The 26,801-nt window shown below is 60.8% G+C and carries 24 protein-coding genes; 10 read left to right on the top strand and 14 right to left on the bottom strand.

From position 1 onward, the window contains the following. Positions 1-58 precede the first annotated feature (58 nt). Positions 59-1,072, top strand: coding sequence for a sterol desaturase family protein (locus tag PCLY_RS03345; protein WP_061237821.1), 1,014 nt, complete (start codon positions 59-61; stop codon positions 1,070-1,072). A 37-nt stretch (positions 1,073-1,109) separates the two neighbouring features. On the opposite strand, the gene PCLY_RS03350 is transcribed toward PCLY_RS03345, so the two are convergent. Continuing rightward, positions 1,110-1,811 (bottom strand): FMN-dependent NADH-azoreductase, encoded by a 702-nt coding sequence (locus PCLY_RS03350; RefSeq protein ID WP_061237822.1) that lies wholly within the window; start codon positions 1,809-1,811, stop codon positions 1,110-1,112. A gap of 119 nt (positions 1,812-1,930) precedes the next feature. Here PCLY_RS03350 and PCLY_RS03355 point away from each other — a divergent pair, with 119 nt between their 5' ends. Further along, on the top strand, positions 1,931-2,830 hold the full coding sequence (locus PCLY_RS03355) for a LysR substrate-binding domain-containing protein (RefSeq protein WP_061237823.1): 900 nt from the start codon (positions 1,931-1,933) through the stop codon (positions 2,828-2,830). A 61-nt stretch (positions 2,831-2,891) separates the two neighbouring features. Here PCLY_RS03355 and PCLY_RS03360 read toward each other — a convergent pair whose 3' ends face one another. The 4 genes from PCLY_RS03360 to PCLY_RS03375 all read right to left on the bottom strand — a co-directional run bounded on the left by PCLY_RS03360 (position 2,892) and on the right by PCLY_RS03375 (position 6,815). Then, a complete protein-coding gene (locus PCLY_RS03360) occupies positions 2,892-3,368 on the bottom strand; it encodes a hypothetical protein (RefSeq protein WP_061237824.1) in 477 nt (158 codons plus the stop codon). 57 nt (positions 3,369-3,425) lie between these two features. Continuing rightward, positions 3,426-4,838 (bottom strand): FAD-binding oxidoreductase, encoded by a 1,413-nt coding sequence (locus PCLY_RS03365; RefSeq protein WP_061237825.1) that lies wholly within the window; start codon positions 4,836-4,838, stop codon positions 3,426-3,428. A gap of 256 nt (positions 4,839-5,094) precedes the next feature. Continuing rightward, positions 5,095-5,952, bottom strand: a complete 858-nt coding sequence (locus PCLY_RS03370) for a DMT family transporter (protein ID WP_061237826.1) — start codon at positions 5,950-5,952, stop codon at positions 5,095-5,097. Between the two features lie 155 nt (positions 5,953-6,107). Then, complete coding sequence (locus PCLY_RS03375; RefSeq protein ID WP_061237827.1) at positions 6,108-6,815, bottom strand: helix-turn-helix transcriptional regulator; 708 nt, start codon at positions 6,813-6,815, stop codon at positions 6,108-6,110. Between the two features lie 69 nt (positions 6,816-6,884). Here PCLY_RS03375 and PCLY_RS03380 point away from each other — a divergent pair, with 69 nt between their 5' ends. Next, positions 6,885-7,256 (top strand): VOC family protein, encoded by a 372-nt coding sequence (locus PCLY_RS03380; RefSeq protein ID WP_061237828.1) that lies wholly within the window; start codon positions 6,885-6,887, stop codon positions 7,254-7,256. Between the two features lie 61 nt (positions 7,257-7,317). On the opposite strand, the gene PCLY_RS03385 is transcribed toward PCLY_RS03380, so the two are convergent. After that, on the bottom strand, positions 7,318-8,013 hold the full coding sequence (locus PCLY_RS03385; protein ID WP_061237829.1) for a GNAT family N-acetyltransferase: 696 nt from the start codon (positions 8,011-8,013) through the stop codon (positions 7,318-7,320). Positions 8,014-8,091: 78 nt separating this feature from the next. Continuing rightward, positions 8,092-8,901: a hypothetical protein gene (locus tag PCLY_RS03390; RefSeq protein ID WP_156458550.1), complete on the bottom strand. Its 810-nt coding sequence runs from the start codon at positions 8,899-8,901 to the stop codon at positions 8,092-8,094. A gap of 248 nt (positions 8,902-9,149) precedes the next feature. Between PCLY_RS03390 and PCLY_RS03395 the strand changes: the two genes are divergently transcribed. Further along, a complete protein-coding gene (locus tag PCLY_RS03395) occupies positions 9,150-9,473 on the top strand; it encodes a hypothetical protein (protein ID WP_061237831.1) in 324 nt (107 codons plus the stop codon). Beyond that, the gene (locus PCLY_RS24300; RefSeq protein ID WP_082768003.1) at positions 9,457-9,645 is read left to right on the top strand and encodes a DUF1289 domain-containing protein; all 189 of its coding nucleotides are present in this window, start codon (positions 9,457-9,459) and stop codon (positions 9,643-9,645) included. Before PCLY_RS03395 ends, PCLY_RS24300 begins: the two co-directional genes overlap by 17 nt. 49 nt (positions 9,646-9,694) lie before the next feature. On the opposite strand, the gene PCLY_RS03400 is transcribed toward PCLY_RS24300, so the two are convergent. Then, positions 9,695-10,441: a substrate-binding periplasmic protein gene (locus PCLY_RS03400; protein ID WP_156458551.1), complete on the bottom strand. Its 747-nt coding sequence runs from the start codon at positions 10,439-10,441 to the stop codon at positions 9,695-9,697. Positions 10,442-10,992: 551 nt separating this feature from the next. Here PCLY_RS03400 and PCLY_RS03405 point away from each other — a divergent pair. Together PCLY_RS03405 and PCLY_RS03410 are read left to right on the top strand one after the other, a co-directional pair. Beyond that, a complete protein-coding gene (locus tag PCLY_RS03405; protein WP_061237832.1) occupies positions 10,993-11,346 on the top strand; it encodes a hypothetical protein in 354 nt (117 codons plus the stop codon). 208 nt (positions 11,347-11,554) lie between these two features. Next, a complete protein-coding gene (locus PCLY_RS03410) occupies positions 11,555-12,034 on the top strand; it encodes an RDD family protein (RefSeq protein WP_082768004.1) in 480 nt (159 codons plus the stop codon). Between the two features lie 456 nt (positions 12,035-12,490). On the opposite strand, the gene PCLY_RS03415 is transcribed toward PCLY_RS03410, so the two are convergent. From PCLY_RS03415 to PCLY_RS03430, 5 genes are all read right to left on the bottom strand, one after another. Further along, positions 12,491-12,952 carry a BRO-N domain-containing protein gene (locus tag PCLY_RS03415; RefSeq protein WP_061237834.1) on the bottom strand — a complete coding sequence of 154 codons (462 nt, stop codon included), beginning with the start codon at positions 12,950-12,952 and terminating at the stop codon, positions 12,491-12,493. 908 nt (positions 12,953-13,860) lie between these two features. Next, entirely contained in the window at positions 13,861-14,385 is a 525-nt protein-coding gene (locus PCLY_RS03420) for a hypothetical protein (protein WP_061237835.1), read from the bottom strand. A gap of 181 nt (positions 14,386-14,566) precedes the next feature. Next, on the bottom strand, positions 14,567-15,709 hold the full coding sequence (locus tag PCLY_RS24310; protein ID WP_082768005.1) for a GGDEF domain-containing protein: 1,143 nt from the start codon (positions 15,707-15,709) through the stop codon (positions 14,567-14,569). Between the two features lie 102 nt (positions 15,710-15,811). Beyond that, positions 15,812-17,062, bottom strand: coding sequence for a ribonucleotide-diphosphate reductase subunit beta (locus PCLY_RS03425; protein ID WP_037000242.1), 1,251 nt, complete (start codon positions 17,060-17,062; stop codon positions 15,812-15,814). 435 nt (positions 17,063-17,497) lie between these two features. Beyond that, on the bottom strand, positions 17,498-20,407 hold the full coding sequence (locus PCLY_RS03430; RefSeq protein ID WP_061237836.1) for a ribonucleoside-diphosphate reductase subunit alpha: 2,910 nt from the start codon (positions 20,405-20,407) through the stop codon (positions 17,498-17,500). A 763-nt stretch (positions 20,408-21,170) separates the two neighbouring features. Between PCLY_RS03430 and PCLY_RS03435 the strand changes: the two genes are divergently transcribed. After that, positions 21,171-21,926 (top strand): response regulator, encoded by a 756-nt coding sequence (locus PCLY_RS03435; RefSeq protein ID WP_061237837.1) that lies wholly within the window; start codon positions 21,171-21,173, stop codon positions 21,924-21,926. A gap of 10 nt (positions 21,927-21,936) precedes the next feature. Next, a complete protein-coding gene (locus PCLY_RS03440) occupies positions 21,937-23,544 on the top strand; it encodes an ATP-binding protein (protein ID WP_061237838.1) in 1,608 nt (535 codons plus the stop codon). A gap of 254 nt (positions 23,545-23,798) precedes the next feature. Here the strand turns inward: PCLY_RS03440 and PCLY_RS03445 are convergent, their stop codons facing one another. Beyond that, positions 23,799-24,503, bottom strand: coding sequence for a 4'-phosphopantetheinyl transferase family protein (locus tag PCLY_RS03445; RefSeq protein WP_061237839.1), 705 nt, complete (start codon positions 24,501-24,503; stop codon positions 23,799-23,801). Between the two features lie 411 nt (positions 24,504-24,914). Between PCLY_RS03445 and PCLY_RS03450 the strand changes: the two genes are divergently transcribed. Then, a complete protein-coding gene (locus PCLY_RS03450; RefSeq protein WP_061237840.1) occupies positions 24,915-26,789 on the top strand; it encodes an MFS transporter in 1,875 nt (624 codons plus the stop codon). Positions 26,790-26,801: the final 12 nt, after the last annotated feature.

The raw sequence follows: 26,801 nt of genomic DNA on the forward strand, positions 1-26,801 counted from the left end.
TGCTAAAGCATCAATCCTGCTTATCATTGCGCCACTTTTGCCGGGGGAGGCTGGAGTGATGCAAGAGCTGTCGCTGGCAGCCAATCCATTGACCGAGTTGCTGGACGCTCTGGTCAGGCAGTTTCAGGGGCTTTTCGACCTCAACGGGCGCATCGGCCTGCTCTTCATCCTGCTTTCCTACAGCGTGGCCTACCTGCTTTATCGCCAGCGCCGCGTGGGCAGTGGCTGCGCATCGTTCTGGCAGTTCATCGGTGGACGACAGGTGCTGCTGCATCCGTCGGCGCTGCTCGACTACCGCTACTACTTCGTGCGCGCACTGCTACGTGTGGTGCTGATCGTTCCGGTGATCGGCCTGGTAGACCCCCATGTGCTGCATTCGGCTGACTACATGGCCTTCTTCACCCGGCTCTGGGGCGCCCGGCCGCAGCTGGGAGAGAACCTCGGCCTGAGCCTGTTCTATGGCCTCGGCGTGTTCCTGATCAACGACTTCGCCAGCTACTGGACGCATCGCGCCTTTCACTCGCGCTGGTTGTGGGAGTTTCACAAGGTTCACCACGTTGCGCCCGTGCTGGTGCCGCTGACGGCCAGCCGCGTGCATGTCGTGGAAAAGCTCGCCGATAGCCTGCTCACCCTGGTACTGCTTGGCGCCTACTCCGGGGCGTTCTGGTATCTGTGCGGGGGCGAGGTCAGCCGCTATACCTTGTTCGGCGTCACCTATCTGGTATTCATCTTCAACTGCCTGGCGGCCAACCTGCGCCATACGCACATCTGGCTTTCCTTCGGGCCCAGGTTGGAGCACGTGCTCAACAGCCCGGCGCAGCATCAGATTCATCACAGCGATGCCCCGCACCATTTCCACAGGAACTTCGGCACCAACCTGTCGATCTGGGACTGGATGTTCGGCACGCTCTACACCACCACGCACACCCCGGAGCGCCTCAGCTTCGGCACGGCCGAGCGCGATGCGCATCGCTACCAGAGCCTTTACAGCCTGATCGTGCTGCCCTTCATCGACACCACCCGCAAGCTGCTGGAAAGCACCGACAACCGAGGCCTGCGCCGCAGGGTGTAGCGCGTGGCGGTGCGCCCCTCCACGGCGCGGGTGGCCGTCACGCCGGCTGCTCGACGCGCTCGGTTTGCAATAAACGCTGCAGCTCGGCTACCAGTGCATCGACCTTGTTCAAACCCCGTGCGACCGATTCGGCGAGCAGCTCGCCGCCGACTTCCTGACCCTCGATGGCGATCTGGTGCACGCGGGTGAGGCCGATGAAGCCGAGCGCGGTGATCAGGTTCGGCTCCAGATGGTTCATGTGCGCCATCTCGCCGCCCGCATCGAAACCAATGCCACCGCGTGCGGTGAGAATCACCACATCACGCGGCCGGTCGGCCAGCATGGGGACATAGGGATCGAGCGGGTTGCTCTCGTCCAATTCCACCGTACGGCCGGGGCGCACTACCTGGTCGATCCACGCCTTGAGCGCTGCCGGCATGCCGAAGTTGTACAGCGGTGTGCCGATCACCAGCACGTCGGCGGCAATCAACTCATCGACCAGGCGATCGCTTTCGGCCAGTGTGTCGCGCATCCAGGCCTCGCGCTTTGGCTCGGCAGTGAAGGACGAGGCGATCCAGTCGTGGCTGATGATCGACGGCGGGTTCTGGCCGATGTCGCGGTAGGTGATGAGGTCCAGCGGGCGGCGTGCCTGCCACTGGCTGACGAAGCGATGGCTGAGGTTACGGCTGTGCGAGCCGTGCTGAACCTTGCCGGCGAGGCCGGGGCGGGCGCTGGCATCGAGGTGCAGAATATGGGGCATGGCGAGTCTCCTGATTGAATTTGAATTCATCTGTGATTGGCAGCAGACTCAGGCTAAGTTCGCCAATGGCTGGCGACAAACGAGCAATTTTTTTCGTAACGGATGAGGAAAGTTCAGCTATGAGCCGGCGCAGGCTACCTCCGCTTTCCGCTTTGCGTGCCTTCGAGGCGGCGGCTCGCCACGAAAGCGCCAAGCAGGCCGCGGAAGAACTCTCGGTCACCGCTACAGCGATCAGCCACCAGATTCGCGCGCTGGAAGATGCCCTCGGCGTCCCGCTGTTCGTGCGCAAGCCGCGCCAGCTAGAGCTGAACATGGCCGGACGCGAGTTGCAGCAGGTGCTGGAAAGCGCCTTCGACAGCATCGGCGCAGCGGTCGAACGGCTCAGCGCCGCACCGCGCCGGCGGGCCGTCACCCTCAGCACCACGCCCGCCGTGGCGGTGCGCTGGCTGCTGTCCTGGGTCTGCCTGCTGCGCGACTCCCACCCGGATATCGACCTGCGCATTCATGCCTCGCACGAGCCGGTGGCGCTCGATGGCGTCACCGCCGATATCGCCATTCGCTATGGCGACGGCCGCTGGCCCGGGCTAGTGGCGGAAAAACTCTTCGACAACACCTTCATCCCCGCCTGCAGCCCTCTGCTGAACCTGCACGACGCCGCAGAGCTGCCCGGGCATTCGCTGATCCACTTTCGTAACCAGGCGGCGATTTCCTCGCCTATCGATTGGGCCATCTGGCAGAAGAAGGCCCAGGTGCCGGGGCTGGACGTCGCTGCCGGACTGGTGTTCTCCGACGAGACCCACGCCGTTTCGGCTGCCGTCGGCGCCCAGGGGGTGGCGCTGATGAGCCGGCAGCTGATCGAGGACGAGCTACGCGAGGGCAGGCTGGTGCAGCCCTTCGGCCCGGAGCTGGAGGGCAAGCCGTTCTTTCTGGTGTACCCGGAAAGCCGCCGCAATGACCCGAGTATTCAGGCGGTGAGGGAATGGATCCTGACGGTGCCGGGTGGCTTGTGTTCGATCTGACGACCAGTCATCCAGGGCCTGGCGGGTTGAGCCTGAGCCGGGCATCGGCCCGGCTGAGCGCTCAATAATAAATATCCTCTGCGGCATGCTTTCTCTGTCGCATCAAGGCAAAGAACGACAAGCCCAGGAGCAGGAGAATCGCTGTCGAGCAGCCCAGGAAGACCTTGGCGTCCGCGCCGCTGGCTTGGTAAGTGGCTTGGGTCATCTTTATCGACGGTGACCAGGTGGAGTGGATCAAGGGAATCTTGTCGTCGATGGCGTACGCAGCAGGGTCGTACTGAGTGTTCTGCGTGTAGGTATCGGCGAAGGATATTCCGTCCGCCTCATAGCGGTAGGTGATGATGTTCAGGGCGGGGTTGGGCGTGTTCTGTATCTCGGTGATGCGGGCTTGGGTCTGCTGATTGCCGAGCAGCATGAACAGGGCGGTGGCGCCGTGGTTGCTCATGAGGGCGAGAATGGCGAGGGGGATGATCGCTATCAACGACAGTGTGGATAGCGTGGTGAGGAAGTCTCTTTTTTCTTCCCGTGGGTAATACATACGCGGCATCCGTTGGTTCAAGGTGAGGTGCGCCGGGCGTGGCGGCGCGATTATCAATCAGTGGCTTGATGCGGCGGTTGTCCCGGCGTCGGGCTGCCGGTAATAGGCATCCCACAGCTTGTTGCGGAATTTGTTGGTCGGGTCGACGTGCCGTTTCAGCGCGAAGAAGGCCTCGGCACCGGGGTAGGCGGCGAGAAACTGCTCACGGCTGGCGTGGATTTGATACGGCAGGTAGTAGCTGCCCTGATGAGCGATGGCCAGGTCGATCAGCTGCCGTGTCCAGTCGGCTACGGCGGCGCGTTCGCTGGGTGAGACGCCCTGTCGGTAGTAGAGCACCAGCGCGAAGGTGTCTTCGCGAGCCCAGGCCAGCAGCGTGCCCGGGTCGGCCTTGGCATGGCGAATGGAGATATTGGCGACCTTGACCTTGTGCGCCTTGAGCACATCCTTCATGCCCGCGACGAAGTGCTCCAGCTGCGCTTCGGGAACGAAATATTCCTGCAGCACATAGCTGTAGTCGGGGCCGGAGATGGGCTGCAGCTCACGTACATCGAGGCTGGCCTCATGGTTGCGCCACTGCACCTGCGGTCGCTTGAGCAGCAGCGGGTCGACCAGGTTTTCGCGCACCTTCGCGCCGCCATTGCTGCTGGCCACCGCCAGCGCCGCGCGCATGGCCTTGTAGTCGCGGTCCAGTGGTACCAGGCGCTCGGTGACGGTCAGTGGTGCGTCCGTACGCAGGTAGGACACGGCGCGAACGCTGTCGTAATCGTCGGTGTAGAGAATGCCGTTGTGCATCACCATGTCCGGGTTGCCGCTGACCTGACTGGCGAAGAACTGCGCATAGTCACTGAGCGGCATGAGTTGCGTCTGGCGCACCAGCTTGCTGTTCTCCACCAGTGGCAGAGTCGCTTCGACGATGACGCCCAGGCCGCCATAGCCGCCGATGGCGCCATGGAACAGCTCGCTGTTGTGCGTCGGGCTGGCGTCCACCACCTGGCCGTCGGCCAACACCAGGCGCAACGAGCGCACGCCAAGCACCAACGGCCCCTGGCCGACGTAACGGCCATGGGCATTGACGCTGAGGGCGCCGCCGACGGTGAAATTGGCGTAGGACTGCATGATCTGCGGCGACAGACCGTGTGGGTCGATGTACTCCAGCACTTCGCGCCAGGTGATGCCGGCCTGCACGCGAATCTCCCGGCGCTGCGCGGAGAACGCCAGCACCCGGTTGAAACGGCGCATGTCCAGTTGCAGGGCCTGCTCGGTAGCGGTCTGCCCACCCATGCTGTAGCGCCCGCCGCCAATGGCGATGGGCCCGGCGTGCCCGCGCACCGCTGCGACGATCTGCTCGAGCTCGGTAGGCGCCAGCACCTGCGTCACTGCGATGGGATTCATGCCGCTGACGTCGTTGACGATTTCCACGGCGTGCGCGGCCTGGCACAGCAGCAGGATCAGAAGGGGGAGGATACGCATCGGACTTCCTTGTTCGCAGTAGTGAAACGGCGATTGCTTGCCTTGCCGGTACGGCCAGGCCGGCGCCATCGGGCGAGCGCCCCCGTGCATTGTTCCTCAGTTGCTGATGCGAGTGCCAATTGAAATATCGACGCTGCCGCAAACGCCGGTTTGTGGCTCATGGGTGAGCCATCGCGGCCACACGTCCGCCCCGGGCATGCAGGCAGATCTTGCAGCTACCCGGTGGCTCGTGCTCGCAGCAGCCGCCAGCCGCGACTCAGGCCGGCAACGGCTGGCGCACGCGCAAGGTGACGCCGGCATGCACTGCCAGTGTGGCGATCACCAGGGCGCCACCGTAGAGCGTGGCGTTGGCCGGCGTTTCCTGCAGGAAGTACCAGACCCAGAGCGTGCCCAGCACGCTTTCCAGCAGGTAGAACAGCGCAACCTCGGCGGAAGGCAGATAGCGGGTCGCGTTGTTGATCAGCAAGGTGGCCAGCGGCATCTGCACCAGGCCCATGATGGCCAGCGCCCAGTAGCTCGAGGCGCCCAGGGTGAAGGGCTGCGCGTTGGGCCAGGCAATCAGCGCCGCCGCCAGCCCACCCAGTGCGATCAGCGGCATGCGCTCCAGGGACGGGTGGCGGCGCAGCAGCGTCAGGTTGGCGCCCACCGCCGCCGAGGACAGCAGGGCATAGCCGTTACCAGCCAGGTCGGTCGTGTTAAACGCGCCGGCGAACACCAGCATGATGCCCAGCGCCGCCACGCCAATCGCCAGCCAGGTGCGCAGCGCCACCTGTTCGCCGAGAAAGAAGCGGGTGAACAGCGCCGCGAACAGCGGCGCCGTGCAAAGAATGACCACCACGTTGGCGACCTGGGTATGGATCACCGCCAGCACGAAGAAGATCGAGATCAGCGCCAGCAGCAGGGCCGAGCAGGCACTGAGCAATGGTTGCGCGCGGACGCTGGCACGGCTCCTGGCCGACAGCGAGAACACGCCCAGGGCTAGGAACATCAGCAAGCCACGCCAGAACACGATGTTCCAGCCATCGGCCTGCGCCAGGCGTACCAGCAAACCATCGAAGCTGAGAATCACGATGCCGCTGGTGACGAGTAGCAAACCGCGTGCTGAATCTTTCATCCGTGTGTCCTCGACGTGCCGCTGGTGGGCATCCTATTGCTGCTGGAGGGAGGCTGCCTCGAAATGGTGCACAGCCAGACGCTGTGTCGATGATGGACGTGGTTTTTGCTGCAGACCTGCCCAGAAGCGCCCCGAGTGCTGCGGTTCGCGACCTGCTACTTGCCGGGCTGGACGACGATGCCGCGTTTCTTGTTGTACGCGTGCCACTGCGCCAACAGCCAGCCTCCCTGACCGGTGAAGCGCTCGGCCGAACGCGTGCAGGTGCTGATCCGCTCCAGGCGAAAGTGGCGAAAGTCGTTACGCAGGTCGCACCAGGCGGCCAATACCTGAAAACCGTCGAAATACCCCAGTGCTATGGGGCGCAGTGTGCGCTGGGTCAGCGATCCCGCTTCATCCGTGTAATCGATCAGCACCTTGCATTCATCGCTGATGGCTTCACGCAGGGCGAATGCCGTGGCGCCGTCATCGCTCGTGGAAGGGGCGGGCCCGGCAAACAGCGGTGTCTTTTCCAGCTGCGTCTGCGCCTCGACACCAAGCACCGCGCGCAGCTTGCCCTGCACGTTCTGCGCTGCCAGGCGCAGCGCCGGGTCCGTCCTGCGCTCCACCCAGCGCAGGCCCAGCAGCAACGCCGCCAGCTCTTCCTGGGTGAACATCAGCGTTGGCAGCAGATAACCCGGCTTCAGCAGGTAGCCGATGCCCGGCTCGCCGTGAATATCGGCGCCCTGGCCCTGCAAGGTGGCAATGTCCCGGTACAGCGTGCGCAGGCTCACGCCCAGCTCACCGGCGAGCGTCTGGCCGCTGACGGGCAGGCGGTGGTTGCGCAGGATCTGTAGCAGCTTCAGCAATCGTTCGGTGCGTGTCATTGCACCATGCTGACAGGATCTGTCAGTAGGGTCGACTAACGTGAGCCTTCCATTCTCAGGAGGTCCACGATGAACCGTCCCAATCTGTTAATCCTCTACGTTGCCGACCCACTGCGCAGCAGCGCCTTCTACCGGCAACTGCTGCAACAGGCGCCCACCAGCGAGTTTCCCAGCTTTGTGTCCTTTGCGCTGAGCGACCAGCTGCACCTGGGGCTGTGGTCGGAGCAGGCGGACAATTTCCAGTCATCCGGCAATGGCCACCGCAGCGAGTTCGGTTACCAGGTCGAGCGTGAGGCCGATGTCGAAATGCTCTACGAGCGTTGGCAGGCGTTGGGCGTCGAGATTGAGCAACCCCTGGCCCGTGCGGTGTTCGGGCCGACCTTCGTCGCGCTCGACCCGGACGGCCACCGGCTGCGCGTGTGCATGCGCGATGCCAGCTGATCGCCGCTGCTGATGGCGCTTGGCGCCTGATGGAGCCCCACGCTCGGCGTGGGGCATCGCCTCAATGCAGCGCGCGCGAGGGCAGGCGCTCGTCGACCAGTTGTTGCGCCTGCAGGGCAAGCGCATCGAGATGTGCATCGCGCTGTTTTTCCGCCTGCTGCATGGCGCGCTGGCCGTGCTGCTTGAGCAGGTAGGCGTGGATCTGCCTGACCTCGGTGGAGGCGAACACCGGCGCCAGGTCCGCCACGGCCACCATACCGCTGGAGCGATAGTCGCGGCTGTTCATCAGCACCTGCGCGCCTTGAGCGGCCAGCACCTGCAGGCCCAGCGCCTCGAACAGCGGCACCTTGTCTGCCGCACAGGCCAGTTCCAGATGCGGCCGATGTGCCAGCACGCGCTGCAGCAGCGCGCGGCCGATGCCCTGACGGCGGTGTGCGGCATCTACCGCCAGATAGGCAAGGGTGCAGGCGGCAGCATCATCGGGGCTGGGCAGGTACAGGGCAAAACCCATTACGCGGGCCGGGTCTTCATCGTCCAGTGCCAGCAGCAACTGCACCGGGCCTTCGGCCTCGCCGTTCATGCTCTGCAGGTGCAGATGCACCTCGTAGCCGATCACATACTGGTACAGCTGAAACAACGGGTTGCTCGGCTGCAGTGGCACCACGCTGACGTCACCGAAGTAGTCCACCACCATCTGCAGCACCTGACTCTTCAGGGACTCGGGCGGCGGGCTGCTGAGGTGGGAGAGGGTAAACATCGGCAGATCGGCTCCGCGAAAAAGGCGTGGTCGGGCATTGTAACCGCACGCAGCTGCGCTGCCCCTACGGCGCTGTTTTCATCCGCCGCTGATGCTCGCCGCAGTGGCGCGCTGCGTGTTCAATCTGCTGTTAGCCGCATTGCGACATCCGTGTTGTTCAGCTCTCGCCAGATAGTCTGCGGCTTTAACTGGATCGCTGCCGCGCATGTATATGGCGAGCATGAAAAACGCCTCTGCTCTTGTCTCTTCAAGTGTCATTAGTGGAGGGGAGAGCGCTTGCATACGTTGCAGTGGCGTCAACTGCTCAAGACCGTTGAACAGGCTGTCGATGTCACGCACGGGGCAACTGGGTAATACAAAACCTACCAGTGGATAGAAAGAGGTATAACGGTCCGTCATCTCAACGGTCACTGCCAGCTGTGCATGCGCCTGTTCAACTGCCTTGAGCATGGCTGAAAAGCCTTTTTCCTTGTTCAAGGTTGAGCAGTAACTGGCTTGAGCGAGGGCTGCTGCTTGCAGGCTCTGTTTTGCCGCCTGGGCCAGTAATCTGCAGGCCTCCAGTTTTATGCCGTTTTGCTTGTCGCTACTCTGAGCCGCTTGCTGGATGAGGGCGTGCGCATAGAGAAACTGGCCAGGTGGGAAGCCCAGGTCTGATGAGGCTTTTAATTGCTCAATGTAGGTTGGCGCGTACTCGTTCAGCGATGAACGCGTGGCTCCGCGGTTTTGCTCGCTCTTGCCGGTTTCTTCGAGCTGCTCCAGGGCCATTACGACCTTTTCGCCGACCTTGATAGCCGCCAGGTACTGATCTAATCCCGGTTCAGTGTTGGCACTGCCATATGAGCTGTTCAGCAAGCTTGCCAGAAATAGTGTGCAACTGAGCTTTTTCATGAAAGTTGGGGTGTCCTGCCCTTTACGCCTATGTAAACAAGGCCGCACAAGCTGAGTGACGTGGAGGACGATCCGAGCGCCCATCACGGTGGTCTCTACAAGATGGGACCCACTTGCCAGCAAGAGAATCGTGCGCGGCAGGAGCCTATACCGTGTCGGCGCTGCTGGTGGTGTTACACGTCACGAGTGAGCGAGCCGGTTGCTCAGTTAATATGGCGCCGTAGCATATTCAGAGCCAAAGGAGCCCCATGCCATCGCCGAAACGAAAATACTCAGGCATCGAGCGCGAGCTGATTCGCGCGCTGACCCAGGCCTGTGAAACGGCGAAAAGCGAAATTGTCGGCTTCCAGTGGCTGACCCATGAGGTGGACTACGAGCGTTTTCCGCAGAGCCTGCGCGTGATCTGGATGTTCGATAGCGAGGCGCACAAGGCCGGTTCGGACAAGGCGAGAATGCTGGCGCTGACCCAGGCGGCCTTCGAGGAAGTGGGCATCAGCGTTACCAGCATCGCCGAACACGTCGCGTTCGCCGTCGAGCAACCGGCAAGGGGCAAACGTGGCCAAGGACATTGAAAACCCCTGCCTATCGCTGTGTCAGCTCAACAGCGAGTTGTGCGTCAGCTGTGGGCGCACGCGCGAGGAAATCCGCAAATGGCGGGGCATGAAACGGCCGGAAAAAATGGCGACCGTGCAGCGGGCGGCAGCGCGAATGAAAGCGATAGCCAAGAAGAAGAGCAAGGGCTAGCGAGCGGTTGACCGTTCCCGCGCAGTGCGGAGGAACGATCACGCGTCGGTCAGTTGTTCAGGTAGCGGGCGGCCACCTGATCGATGAAGCCTTCCTTGCGCATCTGATCCAGAGCGCTTTGCAGTTTCTGCACGACTTCATCCGGGGTTTCCTTGTTCATCGCCAGGTAGAGCTGCGTGCTGCTGATGGCAAAGGCCACTTCCAGCTTGCCGATACCGGCCTTGCCGGCCTCGTAGTTGCCTGCCGGGTTGGTGGTCGCCCACAGGTCAAATTCACCGGCTTGCAGCTTGGCTGGCGCGTTGCTCAAGACGTTCTTCACGGTAAAGTTTCGCTGGGTCAGATACTGGCTGACACTGGTGCCGGCGACCGAACCAACACGGTACGTGCGGGCGTCGTCGAGGCTGTTCAGCGTGATCGGGTTGCCGGGTATCTTCAGCAGCACCAGCTGGATTTCACTCAACGGCCCGACCCACTTGAAGCGCGACTCGCGATCTGCCGAGCGGCTGAGCGAGTACACGGCAAAGTCGGGCTGCTTTTCGGCCATCTCCTGCAGGCGGCTCCAGGGGAACCGCAGCGTCATCTGGTACGGCACCTCGGCCCGCTTGAACATCTCGACCACCACCTCCTTGTCGATCCCTTCGATACCGTCCTCGCGTTCGAAGTTCTTGGCATTGGTCGACATGCTGAATGGCGGATAATTTTGCGTCAGGATCTGAACCACATTGGCCGCCTGGGCGGTGCCCGCGAACAGGGGCAGTAGTGCGATTGCTACGCGGCGGATCGTCTTGTTAAGCATGGGCAGTTCCTTGTGACCTTGGTTGTCGTGACGCGAACGTTCTGCGGTTCGCTGTCCAATTTGATGCGTGAGGTTGAAGTCGGCCGAACGGATTGCGCGCCATGCCTTCTTCACGCGCAGTCGGGTTCGATGGGCGGCAGGCATGCAGCGGTCACGCAACAGAACTCATTAGCGCAACCTTCACTCGACCGAGGCGGGCGCCGGCTGGGCGGGCATTGTTAGGTAAACGCGAGCGGGTAGCAGCTGTTGGATGAATGCCATGAGGTTTGCATCACACCTTCCAGCTCGGTAATCGTCAGTGGAGTGACTAATTGGTCATCGATGGCGGCCATGGGCGTGATTGGGAGCCAGAGTCTGAAGCGGTTGTCCGCGCTACTCGCCAGAATGGAACTGTTGCTACGTGACGGGGTTCACCTGCAAGTTCGGGTGCTGGAGTAGATTTGTGGGGGACTCCTCAGGGGCTGTCCCCGATTGCGCTACGATTGCGCTATCAAAAGGTGCCTAGCAACCCTGTTAGGCTTGGCGACCATTAAACGACAAGGGACTTGACGATGAGTACATTGAAACTGGCTAGCGTATCGCTTCTCGCTGTGGCGAGCTTCGGCTGCGCCTCCACTGGCCAGCAGATCGATACCAGAGGGCTGACGCTGGTGGAGGAAAACCACGCCACGGTCGAGCATGGGGCTCAGCGATACATACTCGATAGTTTTATCGTGCCGTTTCAGCAGCCGTACTACATCCGCGTTCAGCGTGAGGCACCTGGCCCGCTATCAAGCGCGGAAGCAGTCAGCATAGCCAAGGCCTACATCGAACCAAGAGGCTGTACACAGCCACTGGTTCGCCGTCCGGACCTAGATCGCGTCAATGGTGATAAAACCCAGTGGCTGATCGGTATCGAGTGCTAATCCTATATCCATATTTGGTTTCGTAGCTCGTAGGGGGGATGGCACTTTTTTCATCTCCCGTCAGCGGTTATCCGGGCTACTTGCTACGTGACGAGTTTAACTGTCGGGCGCTGGGGTAAATGTGTGGGAGTTCTTCAGAACCCTTATCACCAGTCGGATCGCGACAAAATACTGGGAAGTTTTAAACAAGGGAATTGGAGAAAGTTGAGTGGGAGCAAAAAAAGCCGCTGCAAAACCAACGATTTTGGCTAGCGTCAATCGCCGGTTGGCAGCACGCCTGATTGATTGCGCAATCGCTGTGCTGATCTTTTTGACCGTCAAATTCGGCGCCGGAGCATTGTCTGCCGTCGTGTCTGCAATCACCCCTAAAACGGTTCTTCTCTTGGCATGTTTTTCTGGCTTTACTTATTTCTTGCTGGCGGATGCGTTGCCCAACGGCCAAAGCCTGGGCAAGCGCCTGTTAAGCATCGCCACGGTCGACCAAAAGACGCTCAAGGGCTGCAGCGTTTCGCAGTCTTTTACCCGAAATTCAGGCGTACTGATGATTGTCGATTGGGTGTGGATTTTCATGGAGTCACGTACACGTTTGGGCGACATGTTCGCCAAGACGATCGTGATCCAGACTGGAAATCTGACGAGCGTTCGCGGCATTACTGATATTTATAGCAATGGCAAATCCAGGGGCTGACACTGGCTAGACTCTGTAGGAGCCGTCGTCGAGCGAAGGCCAGGCAAGGCGAAATTGCTCGAAGAAGCGCAGTTTAAGTGCTGCAAAATCGCGGGCACCTGAGTGAAGGCACCATATGGAACCTGGCTTTCTGGAATGGTGAGACGGTGATCTGGCCTGAGGCCGAGATGCTCAAAGGCACCAATCAATTTGCCCGCCTCGGCGCGCCGCAGCGTACTGAGCTGATCACGCTGGAGCGGGTGAAGGCGCTTTCCGGTGCCGCCGTGATGAATTCATGGACACCGGGGCGGGGATTCCGGTCACTGCCATTGCCGCTCATACGCTCGCTGAGGCAAGGCCGTTCATCGAGTTGCTGCACAAGGCCCATGAGGCTGAGCCGGCCGACGTGCCTTGAGATTGGCGCAAGGCGGGCAGGGTGGATGCTCCTGTGTCCATCCACCCTCTGAGTGGCCATTGTCAGGCAGGACGGTAAGGCATCCAGGTATCGCCTTGCCAATGCAGAAGCGACAGCCCCTGACGGTTCTCGCGCCTCGGGCGTCGCTCGGTAGCCTGTTCGGCTTCGCGCAGCATCGGTACCACGTCGGCGGTGATCCAGCGGCGGATGCAGCGGTTCTCCGGGTGGTAGTAGTGGATCAGCGCGGCATAGACGCCGGATTCGCTGATCAGCCGTGTCGTCTCCGCTTGACCATGGGTGTTGAGCACCACGGCATCGATTAGCTGGTCGGCATCGAGTGTGCGTGTAGCGCGTTCGTCCAGATGCGGTTGGCCGATCAGCCGACCAAGATCCGTTGAGCAGAACCAGCATTGCTGTTCGATCAGCAGCGCGCGTAGTTGGCGGCGGTGGCGGGTGAAGGTCTGGGGGATCAGGATTTCGCCGGCAAGGGCGGGGATTTCTGGGGATGCGGATTGGGTAGGCATATCCATTACCTCAATGGAATACACCGCTGCTTTCGGGAGCAGTATTGCCGCTGCGTGAAGCGTTTCTTAGGCGCTGTGGCCCAGATTAGTGATGTGGGCTTAGACGGTCAACGACGGTGGCTTTTGTAGGGAAGATGACGCTCTTTTCATCCTCCGTGGCGGTAGTTGTACATGTTGCTCGCTTGGATCGGAGTGAACCCGCCGCTGATGCGTTGATTTGAATACCGGTTCCGCCCTTACGGCGGGTCACTTCTGGCAAGCGCCCCAGAAGTAACCAAGAGGGCTTGCCCCTACCATCCGGCCCGACTTCGTCGGGTTCCCTCGCTCCATCGCTGTTCCAGGGGCCCGCCGCGAAGGGCCATCCCTGGCCCATCGCGGCTCTCGCGGCATCCATGCCGCTCAACCCCTTACACAACGATTCCACTCGGCCTCCTGACGGGGCGTTTGGCGTCGCCTGCGAGATTGATGTTCCAGCACTAAACGAAGCAAGAGCATCGCGGCGTTAGCCGTGATGATCTTGCCTGCCTTTGCCTTTACTCCGCCGTCCACAAAACGTTCAAACGTCGCGATCCCCGAATCCCGTCAGGAGGCCGAGTGGAGGTGCTGTGGAGAGGGGCGTTTGGCATGGATGCCAAACGAGGAACGATGGCCGGGGCCGCCTAGGTAGGGATGGCCCTCCGTGACGACCCTCGGAACAGCGCCGGAGCGAGGGGGGCGCGCAGCGAAACCCGGATGCCGGGCGCGCTTTCTCTTTGGTTACTTTCTGCGCGAGTGAAGAGAAACGAAGCGAAGCGGAGTAACAGCCGAAGGCTGGCCCTAAGGGCGAGCGAAGCGAGTCAAGTGACTCGCCGTAAGGGCGAAACCAGTAGAAGAGCGCGACGAAGAAAATAAATCTGTCCCTTTTTGGCTCAGCGCTGCGAAATTTCCAGTTCGTCATCCACTTTTTCAAGTCGTAGCGGCAAGGGTGGTTGAGTACTGAATTCCATGATTCTTTGAATTGATTCGTCCAATTCAGTGTTGGTCATTCCTTGCTCTTCAAGGTAGTAGCGATAACCTTCCAAGTCTTCTTTTTTTAATGGGGCTGCAGCCAGGAGTTGAATGCTCTCTTCTTGCAGAAGTGCTTTAGCATCTATGGGGGCATGTCCTATGAAAGGGGTAAGCTGCAGAATCTCTTCTTTCGTAGGCCTGGTGGTGAACGTCTCTTTGAAGATGGCCGCGTGGTAAGCGTACCGGTTGAAGTCCAGCAGACGGAATACTCGATACTGATTATCTTCTTTCGTGAGGTAGTAAGCGCCCCATTGAATGTCAATGTCCATCGCTTTTCCTTCATCTTGTGCTGCAAGACAGTTCAGTGAGTAGAGCATGGCGCCTAGCAGGGCAAGTATTAGGCTTATTCTGTTCCGGATCTTAACGTGCATGGCAGTCTCTTCCATGGTTGTTCATCTCGTTGCAATCATCGCTGTCATGCGATCTAAGATTATTCGCTTAACCTGTAAGGTGTTGGTAAATCGTTGTCTGTCCCTGATTACCTAGCGATTACCTAGGGCGAAAATGCTAGGAGAGGGCGACGGAGAAAATAAATCTGTCACCTTTTCCCTATGCTTACGATTGTGTCTATTCCAAATTTTCAATGGCATTCGCTGTATTTAAAAAGTCATCAGAAAAATCATCAATAATTAGTTCTAGGCAAGAGCCGGGTGTTATTTTTTCGAAGTCTTCTTCTTTTAGAGCTCTGCAGAATGAGATTTCTTCTTGGATTTGAAATGGAGAAATTCTGCCTATTTCTATTTTTGGATATGTACCGATTGGTTTTTTACTTCTTCCATCGTCAATGATGAATTGAGTCCTGCCTGAAAATTTCTTCGGATAAACAATGAACCGGTCTTCTGGGCAAACGCCTGCGTTTTTGCCAGCATCTATTACGATTATTTTATATTCAGGGTCGGTTTCGAGTACTTTTCCAAGGTGTTTTCTGATTTCGTTGAATTTTGTGCTTCTGTTCTTTCCCTCTCTCTTTGATTTATATAGTGCGGAATCCGCTTCTCTATATAGTTGGGAAATATCTGAGGCTGTCGCTGCCTCGCATATCGCTTTTGAAGTAAAGCCTAGACTCGATGTGAAGTTCGTTTTTTCTGTGGAACCACCAATGTTGGCTCGTATAAGTTCAGGGATGAAATTTTCCTCTTCGTTAGAAAAAATAGCTATGACAAATTCTTCTCCACCTAGGCGAGCGTAAATGATCGGCTTTTCTGCTGTTTTATGTTTGTTGCATTCTTTTCTTAGGGACTTTGCTAGCTCCTTTAGTACTTTGTCGCCGTGGTCATGGGAGTGTGAGTCGTTAATTTGTTTGAAATTGTCTATGTCTGATATGCAGTAAGTTAGGTGTGTGAATCCGGTTATCTCTTTCATTTTTTTCTCTAAGCCATGTCTGTTAAATATCTCCGTTAATTTGTCATGACTTGCTTTGTATTCATTTATGTGGTGTGCGACTATTCGGCTGGCAGTGTATTTCAGTTTTAGGAAGTTTGGCGAGTTTTTGTTTTGGCTTAAGTGGATTGCTGCGAATACATCTTCCTCTTCGATGAAGATGTATTTTGTTCTGAGTTTTCCTGTATTTCCTGATAGATAACTCTGCTGTTTTTCATATGCATCTTTTTCAGTGTCTAAAAGTTTTTTCTTGTTTTCAACTCTTGCGCTTAGAACACTTGGTAGTTGTTCTAGCTCTTGTTTTATTTTTCCTAGGACTGAAGTGTTCATTGTTTTTCCATGAAAAAGCCCCGCATCTGCGGGGCTTTTATTTTTCTTAAGCTACCCCAACATCCTGTAAGGCACAGCTTTATTTAATGCTTTGGTCGGATATCAATCCCAGCTCAACGCCCCACCAGTCTGATACTCGATCACTCGGGTCTCGAAGAAGTTCTTCTCCTTCTTCAGGTCCATGATCTCGCTCATCCACGGGAAGGGGTTGGTGGTACCTGGGTACTCTTCCTTCAGGCCGATCTGGGTCAGGCGGCGGTTGGCGATGAACTTGAGGTAGTCCTCCATCATCGCGGCGTTCATGCCCAGTACGCCGCGCGGCATGGTGTCACGCGCGTATTCGATCTCCAGCTGGGTGCCCTGCAGGATCATCTGGGTCGCTTCGTCCTTCATCTGGGCATCCCACAGGTGCGGGTTCTCGATCTTGATCTGGTTGATCACGTCGATGCCGAAGTTCAGGTGCATGGACTCGTCACGCAGGATGTACTGGAACTGCTCGGCGGTGCCGGTCATCTTGTTGCGGCGGCCCATGGAGAGGATCTGGGTGAAGCCGCAGTAGAAGAAGATGCCTTCCAGTACGCAGTAGTAGGCGATCAGGTTGCGCAGGAACTGGCGGTCGGTTTCCGGGGTGCCGGTTTCGAACTTGGGATCGGAGATCGAGCGGGTGTACTTCAGGCCCCAGGAGGCCTTCTTCGCGACGCTCGGGATCTCGTGGTACATGTTGAAGATCTCGCCTTCATCCATGCCCAGCGACTCGATGCAGTATTGGTAGGCGTGGGTGTGGATCGCTTCCTCGAAGGCCTGGCGCAGGATGTACTGGCGGCACTCGGGGTTGGTGATCAGACGGTACACGGCCAGTACCAGGTTGTTGGCAACCAGGCTGTCGGCAGTGGAGAAGAAGCCGAGGTTGCGCATGACGATGCGGCGCTCGTCTTCGGAGAGACCGTCGGTGCTCTTCCACAGCGCGATGTCGGCGTTCATGTTCACTTCCTGCGGCATCCAGTGGTTGGCGCAACCATCCAGATACTTCTGCCAGGCCCAGTCGTACTTGAAGGGTACGAGCTGGTTGAGGTCGGCGCGGGCGTTGATCATCTGCTTGTCGCCAACCTGTACGCGCGCGGAGGCGCCTTCGAGGTCGTCCAGGCCTTCCTGGATGTCGAGGTCGTTCAGGGCTTTCTTGGCGCGGGCCACGGCGTCGGAGTCGTTGGCGTCGACAGCGCGGGCCTGCTCGACCGAGCCGGCAGCTTCGCTGTCGAGCTTGTCGAAGTTGGTGCCGGCGCTCTGTGCGTTGGCATTGCTTGCGGCGGCTGCTTCTGCGCCGTCTTCCTTGTCGAATTCATCCCAGCTCAGCATGGCTTGGCTCCTGCGTGAGGGCCGGCGGAGAATGCCGGCCTGTATGGATATACAGATAATTTGAATTATGTTCCGTTGCGTGATGCGCGCAAGGGTAAACGGGTACCACTGGTCAGCAGGCGGTGGATTGCTGGCTGACTCTTTGCCGCTCGACCCGGAGGAGGAGGGGCGGGAATTGGTGGGCAGTGGCAAGGCTCGGTAGGAGCGGATTTGTCCGCGAGCTTCGCGGCTGAAGCCGCTCCTACGAAAAGCCTTGCCCTCTCCCTAGTTTGATCAGTGTGTTGCTCTAGCTTTTCATCCAACCTTCGAGCGTGTAGCTGAGCGAGTGAGCGCTAGGCGCCTGGTAGGTCGGAGCCCCTGAGCGTACTTCAGTACGTGATGGGGGCCGGCCTACCAGGCAACGACGCGGGCGCCGCTCAGATCCACGCGCCAGCCTTACTGACAAGCCTCGCAGTCGGGCTCGTCGATGGCGCACGCTTTCGGTACGGGCGCCGGGGCCGGGGCGGCCTGCTGGGCAGGGGCCTGAGCCTTGGCCGAGAAGCCGTCGTCACCACCCGCGGAAACTGCGTTGAGCTTGCCGGTGTTGATGGTGGATTTCTCGGTGCTGGTGGCGGCCAGGGCACGGAGGTAGTAGGTGGTTTTCAGACCACGGTACCAGGCCATGCGGTAGGTCACGTCCAGCTTCTTGCCCGAGGCGCCGGCGATGTACAGGTTCAGCGACTGAGCCTGGTCGATCCACTTCTGGCGACGGCTGGCAGCGTCGACGATCCACTTGGTTTCCACTTCGAACGCGGTGGCGTACAGGTCTTTCAGGTCCTGCGGGATGCGCTCGATCTGCTGCACGGAGCCGTCGTAGTACTTCAGGTCGTTGACCATGACCGGATCCCACAGGCCGCGGTTTTTCAGGTCGCGTACCAGGTAGGGGTTGATCACGGTGAATTCGCCGGAGAGGTTCGATTTCACGTACAGGTTCTGGTAGGTCGGCTCGATGGACTGCGACACGCCAATGATGTTGGAGATGGTCGCGGTTGGCGCGATGGCCATGATGTTCGAGTTACGGATACCTTTCTTCACGCGCTCGCGGATCGGTGCCCAGTCCAGCGACTCGGACAGGTCGACGTCGATGTACTTCTGGCCACGGGACTCGATCAGGATCTGCTGCGAATCCAGCGGCAGGATGCCCTTGCTCCACAGCGAACCTTCGAAGGTGCTGTAGCTGCCACGCTCTTCGGCCAGGTCACAGGAAGCCTGGATGGCGTAGTAGCTGATGGCTTCCATCGACTTGTCGGCGAAGTCGATGGCGGCATCGGAACCGTAGGCGATGTGCTGCAGGTACAGGGCGTCCTGGAAGCCCATCAGGCCGAGACCGACCGGACGGTGCTTGAAGTTGGAGTTACGTGCCTGGTCGACGCTGTAGTAGTTGATGTCGATGACGTTATCGAGCATGCGTACAGCGGTCTTCACGGTACGGCCGAGTTTCTCGATGTCCAGCTTGCCGTCGGTGATGTGGTTGACCAGGTTGACCGAGCCCAGGTTGCAGACGGCGATCTCGTCCTTGTTGGTGTTCAGGGTGATCTCGGTGCATAGGTTGGAGCTGTGCACCACGCCGACGTGCTGCTGCGGGCTGCGCAGGTTGCACGGGTCCTTGAAGGTCAGCCACGGGTGGCCGGTCTCGAACAGCATCGAGAGCATCTTGCGCCACAGGTCTTTGGCCTGAATGGTCTTGTACAGCTTGATCTTGCCGTACTCGATCAGGGCTTCGTAGTACTCGTAGCGCTCTTCGAAGGCCTTGCCGGTCAGGTCGTGCAGGTCCGGTACTTCGCTCGGGGAGAACAGGGTCCACTTGCCGTCTTCGAAGACGCGCTTCATGAACAGGTCCGGAATCCAGTTGGCGGTGTTCATGTCGTGGGTACGACGACGGTCGTCACCGGTGTTCTTGCGCAGCTCGAGGAATTCCTCGATGTCCATGTGCCAGGTTTCCAGGTAGGCGCACACGGCGCCCTTGCGCTTGCCGCCCTGGTTGACCGCGACGGCGGTGTCGTTGACCACTTTGAGGAAGGGCACGACGCCCTGGGATTTGCCGTTGGTGCCCTTGATGTAGGAGCCCAGCGCGCGCACCGGGGTCCAGTCGTTGCCCAGACCGCCGGCGAATTTGCTCAGCATGGCGTTGTCGTGGATGGCGCCGTAGATGCCCGACAGGTCGTCCGGCACGGTGGTCAGGTAGCACGAGGACAGCTGCGGACGCAGGGTGCCGGCGTTGAACAGGGTCGGGGTCGACGCCATGTAGTCGAACGAAGACAGCAGGTTGTAGAACTCGATGGCGCGGTCTTCGCGGTTGTTCGGCTCTTCGATGGCCAGGCCCATGGCCACGCGCATGAAGAACACCTGCGGCAGTTCGAAGCGGATGCCGTCCTTGTGGATGAAGTAGCGGTCGTACAGGGTCTGCAGGCCGAGGTAGGTGAACTGCTGGTCACGCTCGTGGTTCAGCGCCTTGCCCAGCTTCTCCAGGTCGTATTCTTTGAGTTTCGGATCGAGCAGTTCGAACTGCGAGCCGGCTTCGACGTAGGCCGGCAGGGCCTTGGCGTACAGCTCGGCCATCTCGTGGTGAGTGGCGCTGCTGGTGATGTTGAGGAAGCTCAGGGCCTCGGCGCGGATGTTGTCCATCAGCAGGCGGGCGGTGACGTAGCTGTAGTTCGGCTCACGCTCTACCAGGGTACGGGCGGTCATCACCAGGGCGGTGTTGACGTCCTTCTCGGCTACGCCGTCGTACAGGTTCTTCAGGGTTTCGCGCTCGATCAGCGAACCGTCGACTTCGGCCAGGCCTTCGCAGGCTTCGCGGATGATGGTCTGCAGGCGGCCCATGTCCAGCGGCTGCATTTCACCGCCAGCGGTGGTGATGCGGATGCTCGGGTGCGGCTGAGCGATGTCGTTGCCGGCGTTGGCGCTCTTGCGCTTGTTGGCCTGGGCTTCGCGGTAGATCACGTAGTCACGGGCGACCTTCTGCTCGCCGGCACGCATCAGGGCCAGTTCGACCTGGTCCTGAATTTCTTCGATGTGGATGGTGCCGCCGGACGGCATGCGACGCTTGAAGGTGGCCGTGACCTGCTCGGTCAGGCGCGCGACGGTGTCATGGATACGCGACGAAGCGGCAGCGGTGCCACCTTCTACTGCGAGGAAGGCCTTGGTGATGGCGACGGTGATCTTGTCATCGGTGTAGGGGACGACAGTGCCGTTGCGCTTGATCACGCGCAGCTGGCCAGGCGCGGTGGCAGCCAGATCCTGGGAGGATTCAGCGGCCTGCGGCGCCACGGCCTGCGGGTTCTCGCGAGTAGTGTCGGTATGCATGGAGATCTCCGTGTTCTGTAATTTTCTGGTTGGACGTCACGATTGGAAACCGTGCCTTGTCCGCCGTTCATTCCATTAACAACTAAACCGCACGCAGCAGCGGGGCCGGGTACGGGTGTCGCAAGAGCGGGCAGGGTAAGCACGACTTCAAGTGCCGTCCTGGCGCATAAGTCACAGCGGGGCATTACCACACCCCGCCTACTACATATAGTGGTCGACTGGCGGATAAGACCGCTGTCTGACCGGCTCACGCGCAGCGTCGAGCGCTGCTGCGTGGCTGTAACCCAGGCCAGGCCTGGGTTAGGGCGAAACACTGGGCCGGAACATCTGGAAAACCCACTGAAAAGGGCTTGCGCGATTCGTTATTTTTGTGTCCGGTTTCCTACGGCAACCCAATATCTGGTGGGTGGCGCGCGATGGGGATACAAGATAGTGCGCTGTTTGAGGCATTGCAAGGCGCGAGGAAAGGAACTGCCTGTGGATAAGCTGTGAGTGCCTTGTGGGTGTGAACGGCGTAGCCCGCGTGTTCTCTGGCTCTGGCTGTTGATGACCGTTCGTCGTCCTTGGCGAGAGGATTTCCACGAGTTGGCGAAGCTGTTCGGCGTCGCACAGACTACCACTATATATAGTGGCCTTGGCATGTGCTGTGCTTGACGAAGCGACCAGGCTTTGGCATGGGTTTGCCGCTCGCGCCGAGACGCGCTCAGCCCCTAGAATGGCCTCTGTGTTGGCGGCGCTTGCCGGTATGCCAAGGGGAGAGGGTGTGGAACAAGAAGCGTGGCAGATTCTGATCGTCGAGGATGACCAGCGCCTGGCGCAGTTGACCCGCGAGTATCTGGAAGGCAACGGCTTGCGCGTGGCCATCGAGGCCGATGGCGGCAGTGCGGCGGCGCGCATTCTTGCCGAGCAGCCGGACCTGGTGATTCTCGACCTGATGCTGCCGGGTGAAGACGGCCTGAGCATCTGTCGCAAGGTGCGCAGTGGCTACAAGGGGCCGATCCTCATGCTCACCGCGCGCACCGACGACATGGACCAGGTGCTCGGCCTGGAGATGGGCGCCGATGACTATGTGTGCAAGCCGGTTCGCCCGCGCGTGCTGCTGGCGCGCATTCGTGCGCTGCTGCGCCGTCATGAGGGCGGCGAAGGCGAGCGCGACGAAGGTCAGCCGCGGCGCCTGCAGTTCGGCGTGCTGGCCATCGACAGCGCCATGCGCGAGGCCTGGCTGGGCGAGCAGGGCATCGAGCTGACCAGCGCCGAGTTCGACCTGTTGTGGCTGCTGGCGGTCAACGCCGGGCGCATCCTCTCGCGCGAGGAGATCTTCAACTCGTTGCGTGGCATCGAATACGACGGCCAGGACCGCTCCATCGATGTGCGCATTTCACGCATCCGCCCGAAGATCGGCGACGACCCGATGCATCCACGGTTGATCAAGACGGTGCGCAGCAAGGGCTATCTGTTCGTCGCCGAGGCCGCCGAAGCGCTGCCGTTCGGCGATACGCCTCCACTGCTGCGCGACTGATCGGGCGATCATGAACTCGATCTTCCTGCGCATCTATGGCGGCATGCTCGCCGCGCTGGTGCTGGTGGCGCTGCTGGGCGTCGGCACCCTGCATCTGGTCAACGAGGTACGTGGCGACCAGTACCGCGAAGGCCTGGCGCGCGGCACCTTTCGCCTGATGGCGGACAACCTGCTGCCGATGAACGCAGTGGAGCGCAAGCGCGCCCTGGTGGTGTGGTCGCGCCTGCTCGGCATTCCGCTGGAGTTGCAAGCGCTGAGCGAGGTGGCGCTGGAGAGCAGCGAGCGTAACCGCCTGCAGCGCGGTCATGTGCTGGTGCAGCAGACCGGCCCGCACTCGGCCAAGGTCTACGGCCTGCTCGACGGCAAGCAGCCGCTGCTGCTGACCGGCGAGATCCAGCAGATCAGCGAGCAGCTGGCGCGGGCCACCAACTACCTGCTGATCGACGAGCTGATGCGTTATCCGGTGGCCGAGCAGCCGCAGCGCCTGGCCGAGCTGAAGGCGGCCAAGCAGTTCGGCTTCGACCTGCAGCTGGTGCGTCTGCAGGACGCCACCATCGACCTCGACCAGCGCCGGCGCATCGACGAGGGCGATACGGTGATGGCGCTGGGCAAGGGGGGCGATTCCATCTATGTGTTCTCCGGCATCGTCGATACGCCCTGGGTCCTGGAGATCGGCCCGCTGTACCAGATGAACCCCTATCCGCCGCAGCTGCTGGTGTTGATCGGTGCGTTGGGGCTGAGCCTGATCGGCCTGATCGTCTACCTGCTGGTGCGCTCGCTGGAACAGCGCCTGCGCGGGCTGGAGAGCGCCGCCACGCATATCGCCAGTGGCCGTCTGGATGCTCGCGTGCCGACCCGTGGCGCCGATTCGGTGGGGCGCCTGGCCAGTGCCTTCAACGCCATGGCCGAGCACCTGCAGACATCCCTGAGCACGCAGCGCGAGCTGGTGCGCGCGGTGTCCCACGAGCTGCGCACGCCAGTGGCGCGGCTGCGCTTCGGCCTGGAGATGATCGCCGACGCGCCGAGTGAAGCGGCCCGGCGCAAGTACATGGATGGCATGGACAGCGATATCCAGGACCTCGACAAGCTGGTCGACGAGATGCTCACCTACGCGCGCCTGGAGCAGGGCTCGCCGGCGCTGAATTTCCAGCAGGTGGAGCTCAAGGCGCTGATCGATCAGGTGATCGACGAGTTGGCGCCGCTGAGCAACAAGGTACGCGTGGAAGCCGGTGCGGTGCTCAGCGTGCAGGCCGAGGGCGCCTGCTGGGTCGAGGCCGAGCCGCGCTATCTGCACCGGGCGCTGCAGAATCTGGTGAGCAATGCCATGCGCTATGCCGAAGGCAAGGTGATGATCAGCTGCCAGGTCGGCTACAGGCGTTGCCGCATCGATGTCGAAGACGACGGACCAGGCGTGCCGGAAGAAGCCTGGGAGCGCCTGTTCAGCCCCTTCCTGCGCCTCGACGACAGCCGCACACGGGCCTCGGGTGGGCACGGGCTCGGTCTGTCCATCGTGCGGCGCATCATCTACTGGCACGGCGGCCGGGCGCAGATCGGTCGCAGTGACAGCCTCGGCGGGGCGCGCTTCAGCCTGGTGTGGCCACGGCAGCAGGGGGAGTAAGGCGTCTGCGGCTTTGTGCACCGCTGCGGAGCTTGTCCACCCGGCACCGTGGGAGGCGCTTTAACGGCGAAAGGCTCGCGGCGGGAGTGTCCAATGGAGTATGGCGGGGCGGCCAGACGTGCAGGGTGGGTCGCGTTTCACCTGCGCGGCCCGACCGATCCATCATGGTTGCCTGGGTGGTGGATGAGAAAAGCGTCATCCACCCTACGTAGCGCATGTGCGGACCGGGTTATTCACCTATGGCCGTCCCATGCTCACGCCGCCACGGCCACCAGGCTCAGCACCTTGCCGTCGAACAGGGCGAACTGGCCATCCAGCTCGGCACCTTCGCGCCACTCCGGGTGCAGGTCGATCAGCAGGCGCAAACGCGCGCTGTGGTGGTCGATCTCCAGTAGCTCGGCATCATGGAAATAGAAGCGCGTCAGGGTCAGCGGGTAGAGCGCCTTGAACAGGCTCTCCTTGAGCGAAAAGGTCAGGCTGATGCGCGTGGCGCGAGTGTCGTCGTCCAGGCCCTGCAAGCGCTGCAGTTCGGCTGGAGTGAGGATTTCGCCCTGCAGGCGCTGGGCGCGCTCGGCCGGTAGCAGGCGCTCGACGTCCAGGCCAAGGGCACGCCATTGCTCGCGTTTGGCAACCAGGGCAGCGGCCCAGTTGTCGCCGTGGGTGATGGAGCCGACCACGCCGAGCGGCCACTGCGGCGCGCGGTCTGCGCCGACGGCCGGCACGCCGGGTTGGCCGGTCACGCGGCGCAGCGCTTCGCGGGCGCACAGGCGTCCGGCCAGGTACTCGGCCTGACGCTTGGCCACGCCGCGCACCGGTGCGATGGCGCAACGGGCGAAGTCGTCCTCGGCGAGCAGGCTGGGGTCGAAGCGGGTGCTGATCAGCTGCGCGCCGGCAAGCGCGTTGGGCAGCGGGTTGTGCGTGTCGAGAGGGCTGCAGCAGGCGGGGTGGTGAGCGTTCATGGGCGCGATTGTGCCGCGCGACGGACCATGCAGTCATCCGCCGTTTACATTTCTTTGCAGGCAGTTAACAAAGCTAAACGGACGCCGTGCCTGGTCTTTGTCAGACTGTGTCGGCATTCCCCAAGGAATGCAGGTGAGGTTGTAGTCGGTGCGAGGGCACTGACGTTTTCTCCGAGTTCGAGAACGGTAGCCCGATTGGGCTGCCGTTTTTTTTTGCGCTGCGTTCAGCGACGCGCGCGTTGTAGGGCGCGCTTCAGCGGCGAGCTTTGTGCAGTTGTAGTCGCGGCTAAACACCCTCCCACGAAGGGGCGAACCGCCAAGGCGTTCGCATTTGCCCTGTGGCTTTCGTGGGGGGATTTGCAGTCAAATGCCTGTGCGGGCAAAAACCGACTCCCGCGAGGACCATGGACGATGACCCAACAATCGCAATTCGCCCTGCTCGGCAAGAAGCGCTTCCTGCCGTTTTTCGTGACGCAATTGCTCGGCGCCTTCAACGACAACATCTTCAAGCAGTCGCTGATTCTCGCCATCTTGTTCAAGCTCAACACGGGCGTCGACCGCGACTTGCTGGTCAATCTCTGCGCCTTGCTGTTCATCCTGCCGTTCTTTCTGTTCTCCGCCCTCGGCGGGCAGTTTGGCGAGAAGTTCGCCAAGGATTCGCTGATCCGCAAGATCAAGCTCGCCGAGATCGGCATCATGTTCGCTGGCGCTACCGGGGTTTTGCTGGACAACCTGCCGCTGATGCTCGCCGTGCTGTTCGCCATGGGTACGCAGTCGGCGCTGTTCGGCCCGGTGAAGTATTCGATCCTGCCGCAGCACCTGAAGGAAGAAGAGCTGGTGGGCGGCAACGCGCTGGTGGAAATGGGCACTTTCCTGGCGATTCTGGCCGGCACCATCGGCGCCGGTGTGATGATGGCCAGCAGCGGTTATGCGTCCCTCGTCGCTGGCTCGGTGGTCGGTGTGGCGCTGCTCGGCTACCTGGCCAGTCAGGGCATTCCCAAGGCGGCAGCGGCGATGCCGGAGCTGCCGCTGGACTGGAACATCTTCCGTCAGTCCTGGGTGATCATGAAACTCGGCCTGGGCCAGCGCCCGGCGGTGTCGCGCTCGCTGGTGGGTAATTCCTGGTTCTGGTTTCTCGGCGCGATCTACCTGACGCAGATTCCGGCGTACGCCAAGGAATGGCTGTACGGCGACGAAAGCGTGGTGACGCTGATTCTTACCGTGTTCTCGCTGGGTATCGGCCTGGGTTCGATGCTCTGCGAGCGCATGAGCGGGCACAAGGTGGAGATCGGCCTGGTGCCGTTCGGCTCCATCGGCCTGACCCTGTTCGGCATTCTGCTCTGGTGGTTCTCCGGTGGCTTTCCCGAGGGCGCCACGCCGCATGACTGGCTGGCGCTGCTGGGCCATGGCCAGGCCTGGTGGATTCTTGGCTGCATTCTCGGTATCGGCCTGTTCGGCGGCTTCTATATCGTGCCGCTGTATGCGCTGATCCAGTCGCGCACCGCCGAGCATGAGCGGGCGCGGGTGATCGCGGCCAACAACATCCTCAATGCGCTGTTCATGGTGGTGTCGGCCATCGTCGCGATCCTGTTCCTCAGCGTCGCCGGGCTATCGATTCCGCAGCTGTTTCTGGTGGTGTCGCTGATGAACATCGCGGTCAACAGCTACATCTTCAAGATCGTCCCCGAGTTCAGCATGCGTTTTCTCATCTGGCTGCTGGGGCATTCGATGTACCGCGTCGAGCACAAGGGCCTGGATGCCATTCCCGAGGAAGGGCCGGCCGTGCTGGTGTGCAACCATGTGTCGTTCGTCGATGCGTTGCTGATCGGCGGCGCCATTCGCCGGCCGGTGCGCTTCGTCATGTACTACAAGATCTACGATCTGCCGGTGCTCAACTTCGTCTTTCGTACCGCCGGCACCGTGCCGATCGCGGGGCGCAGCGAAGACCTGCTGATCTACGACGCTGCCTTCAAGAAGATCGCCGAGTACCTGCGTAACGGCGAGCTGGTGTGCATCTTCCCCGAGGGCAAGTTGACCGTCGATGGCGAGATCGACGAGTTCAGGTCTGGGGTCGAGCGTATCCTCGAAGAGAACCCGGTACCGGTGATTCCCATGGCGTTGCAGGGTTTGTGGGGCAGCTTCTTCAGCCGCGATCCGCACAAGGGCCTGTTCAGGCGCTTGTGGTCGCGGGTGTGCCTGGTGGCGGGAGCGCCAGTCGCACCGGAGCAGGCCAAGCGCGAAGCGCTGCAGGCGCGGGTGGCGGCCTTGCGTGGGGATTGGCGATAGCGAACGGTCGTG

Origin of the sequence: Ectopseudomonas composti (genome assembly GCF_001567565.1) — a bacterium.
GTDB classification, from domain to species: Bacteria; Pseudomonadota; Gammaproteobacteria; order Pseudomonadales; family Pseudomonadaceae; genus Aquipseudomonas; species Aquipseudomonas composti_A.

Excerpts from the sequence above, each read along its gene's own strand:
- PCLY_RS03345 (WP_061237821.1), top strand. The coding sequence starts at position 59 with ATGCAAGAGCTGTCGCTGGCAGCCAATCCATTGACCGAGTTGCTGGAC.
- PCLY_RS03350 (WP_061237822.1), bottom strand. The coding sequence starts at position 1,811 with ATGCCCCATATTCTGCACCTCGATGCCAGCGCCCGCCCCGGCCTCGCC.
- PCLY_RS03355 (WP_061237823.1), top strand. The coding sequence starts at position 1,931 with ATGAGCCGGCGCAGGCTACCTCCGCTTTCCGCTTTGCGTGCCTTCGAG.
- PCLY_RS03360 (WP_061237824.1), bottom strand. The coding sequence starts at position 3,368 with ATGTATTACCCACGGGAAGAAAAAAGAGACTTCCTCACCACGCTATCC.
- PCLY_RS03365 (WP_061237825.1), bottom strand. The coding sequence starts at position 4,838 with ATGCGTATCCTCCCCCTTCTGATCCTGCTGCTGTGCCAGGCCGCGCAC.
- PCLY_RS03370 (WP_061237826.1), bottom strand. The coding sequence starts at position 5,952 with ATGAAAGATTCAGCACGCGGTTTGCTACTCGTCACCAGCGGCATCGTG.
- PCLY_RS03375 (WP_061237827.1), bottom strand. The coding sequence starts at position 6,815 with ATGACACGCACCGAACGATTGCTGAAGCTGCTACAGATCCTGCGCAAC.
- PCLY_RS03380 (WP_061237828.1), top strand. The coding sequence starts at position 6,885 with ATGAACCGTCCCAATCTGTTAATCCTCTACGTTGCCGACCCACTGCGC.
- PCLY_RS03385 (WP_061237829.1), bottom strand. The coding sequence starts at position 8,013 with ATGTTTACCCTCTCCCACCTCAGCAGCCCGCCGCCCGAGTCCCTGAAG.
- PCLY_RS03390 (WP_156458550.1), bottom strand. The coding sequence starts at position 8,901 with ATGAAAAAGCTCAGTTGCACACTATTTCTGGCAAGCTTGCTGAACAGC.
- PCLY_RS03395 (WP_061237831.1), top strand. The coding sequence starts at position 9,150 with ATGCCATCGCCGAAACGAAAATACTCAGGCATCGAGCGCGAGCTGATT.
- PCLY_RS03400 (WP_156458551.1), bottom strand. The coding sequence starts at position 10,441 with ATGCTTAACAAGACGATCCGCCGCGTAGCAATCGCACTACTGCCCCTG.
- PCLY_RS03405 (WP_061237832.1), top strand. The coding sequence starts at position 10,993 with ATGAGTACATTGAAACTGGCTAGCGTATCGCTTCTCGCTGTGGCGAGC.
- PCLY_RS03415 (WP_061237834.1), bottom strand. The coding sequence starts at position 12,952 with ATGCCTACCCAATCCGCATCCCCAGAAATCCCCGCCCTTGCCGGCGAA.
- PCLY_RS03420 (WP_061237835.1), bottom strand. The coding sequence starts at position 14,385 with ATGGAAGAGACTGCCATGCACGTTAAGATCCGGAACAGAATAAGCCTA.
- PCLY_RS24310 (WP_082768005.1), bottom strand. The coding sequence starts at position 15,709 with ATGAACACTTCAGTCCTAGGAAAAATAAAACAAGAGCTAGAACAACTA.
- PCLY_RS03425 (WP_037000242.1), bottom strand. The coding sequence starts at position 17,062 with ATGCTGAGCTGGGATGAATTCGACAAGGAAGACGGCGCAGAAGCAGCC.
- PCLY_RS03430 (WP_061237836.1), bottom strand. The coding sequence starts at position 20,407 with ATGCATACCGACACTACTCGCGAGAACCCGCAGGCCGTGGCGCCGCAG.
- PCLY_RS03440 (WP_061237838.1), top strand. The coding sequence starts at position 21,937 with ATGAACTCGATCTTCCTGCGCATCTATGGCGGCATGCTCGCCGCGCTG.
- PCLY_RS03445 (WP_061237839.1), bottom strand. The coding sequence starts at position 24,503 with ATGAACGCTCACCACCCCGCCTGCTGCAGCCCTCTCGACACGCACAAC.
- PCLY_RS03450 (WP_061237840.1), top strand. The coding sequence starts at position 24,915 with ATGACCCAACAATCGCAATTCGCCCTGCTCGGCAAGAAGCGCTTCCTG.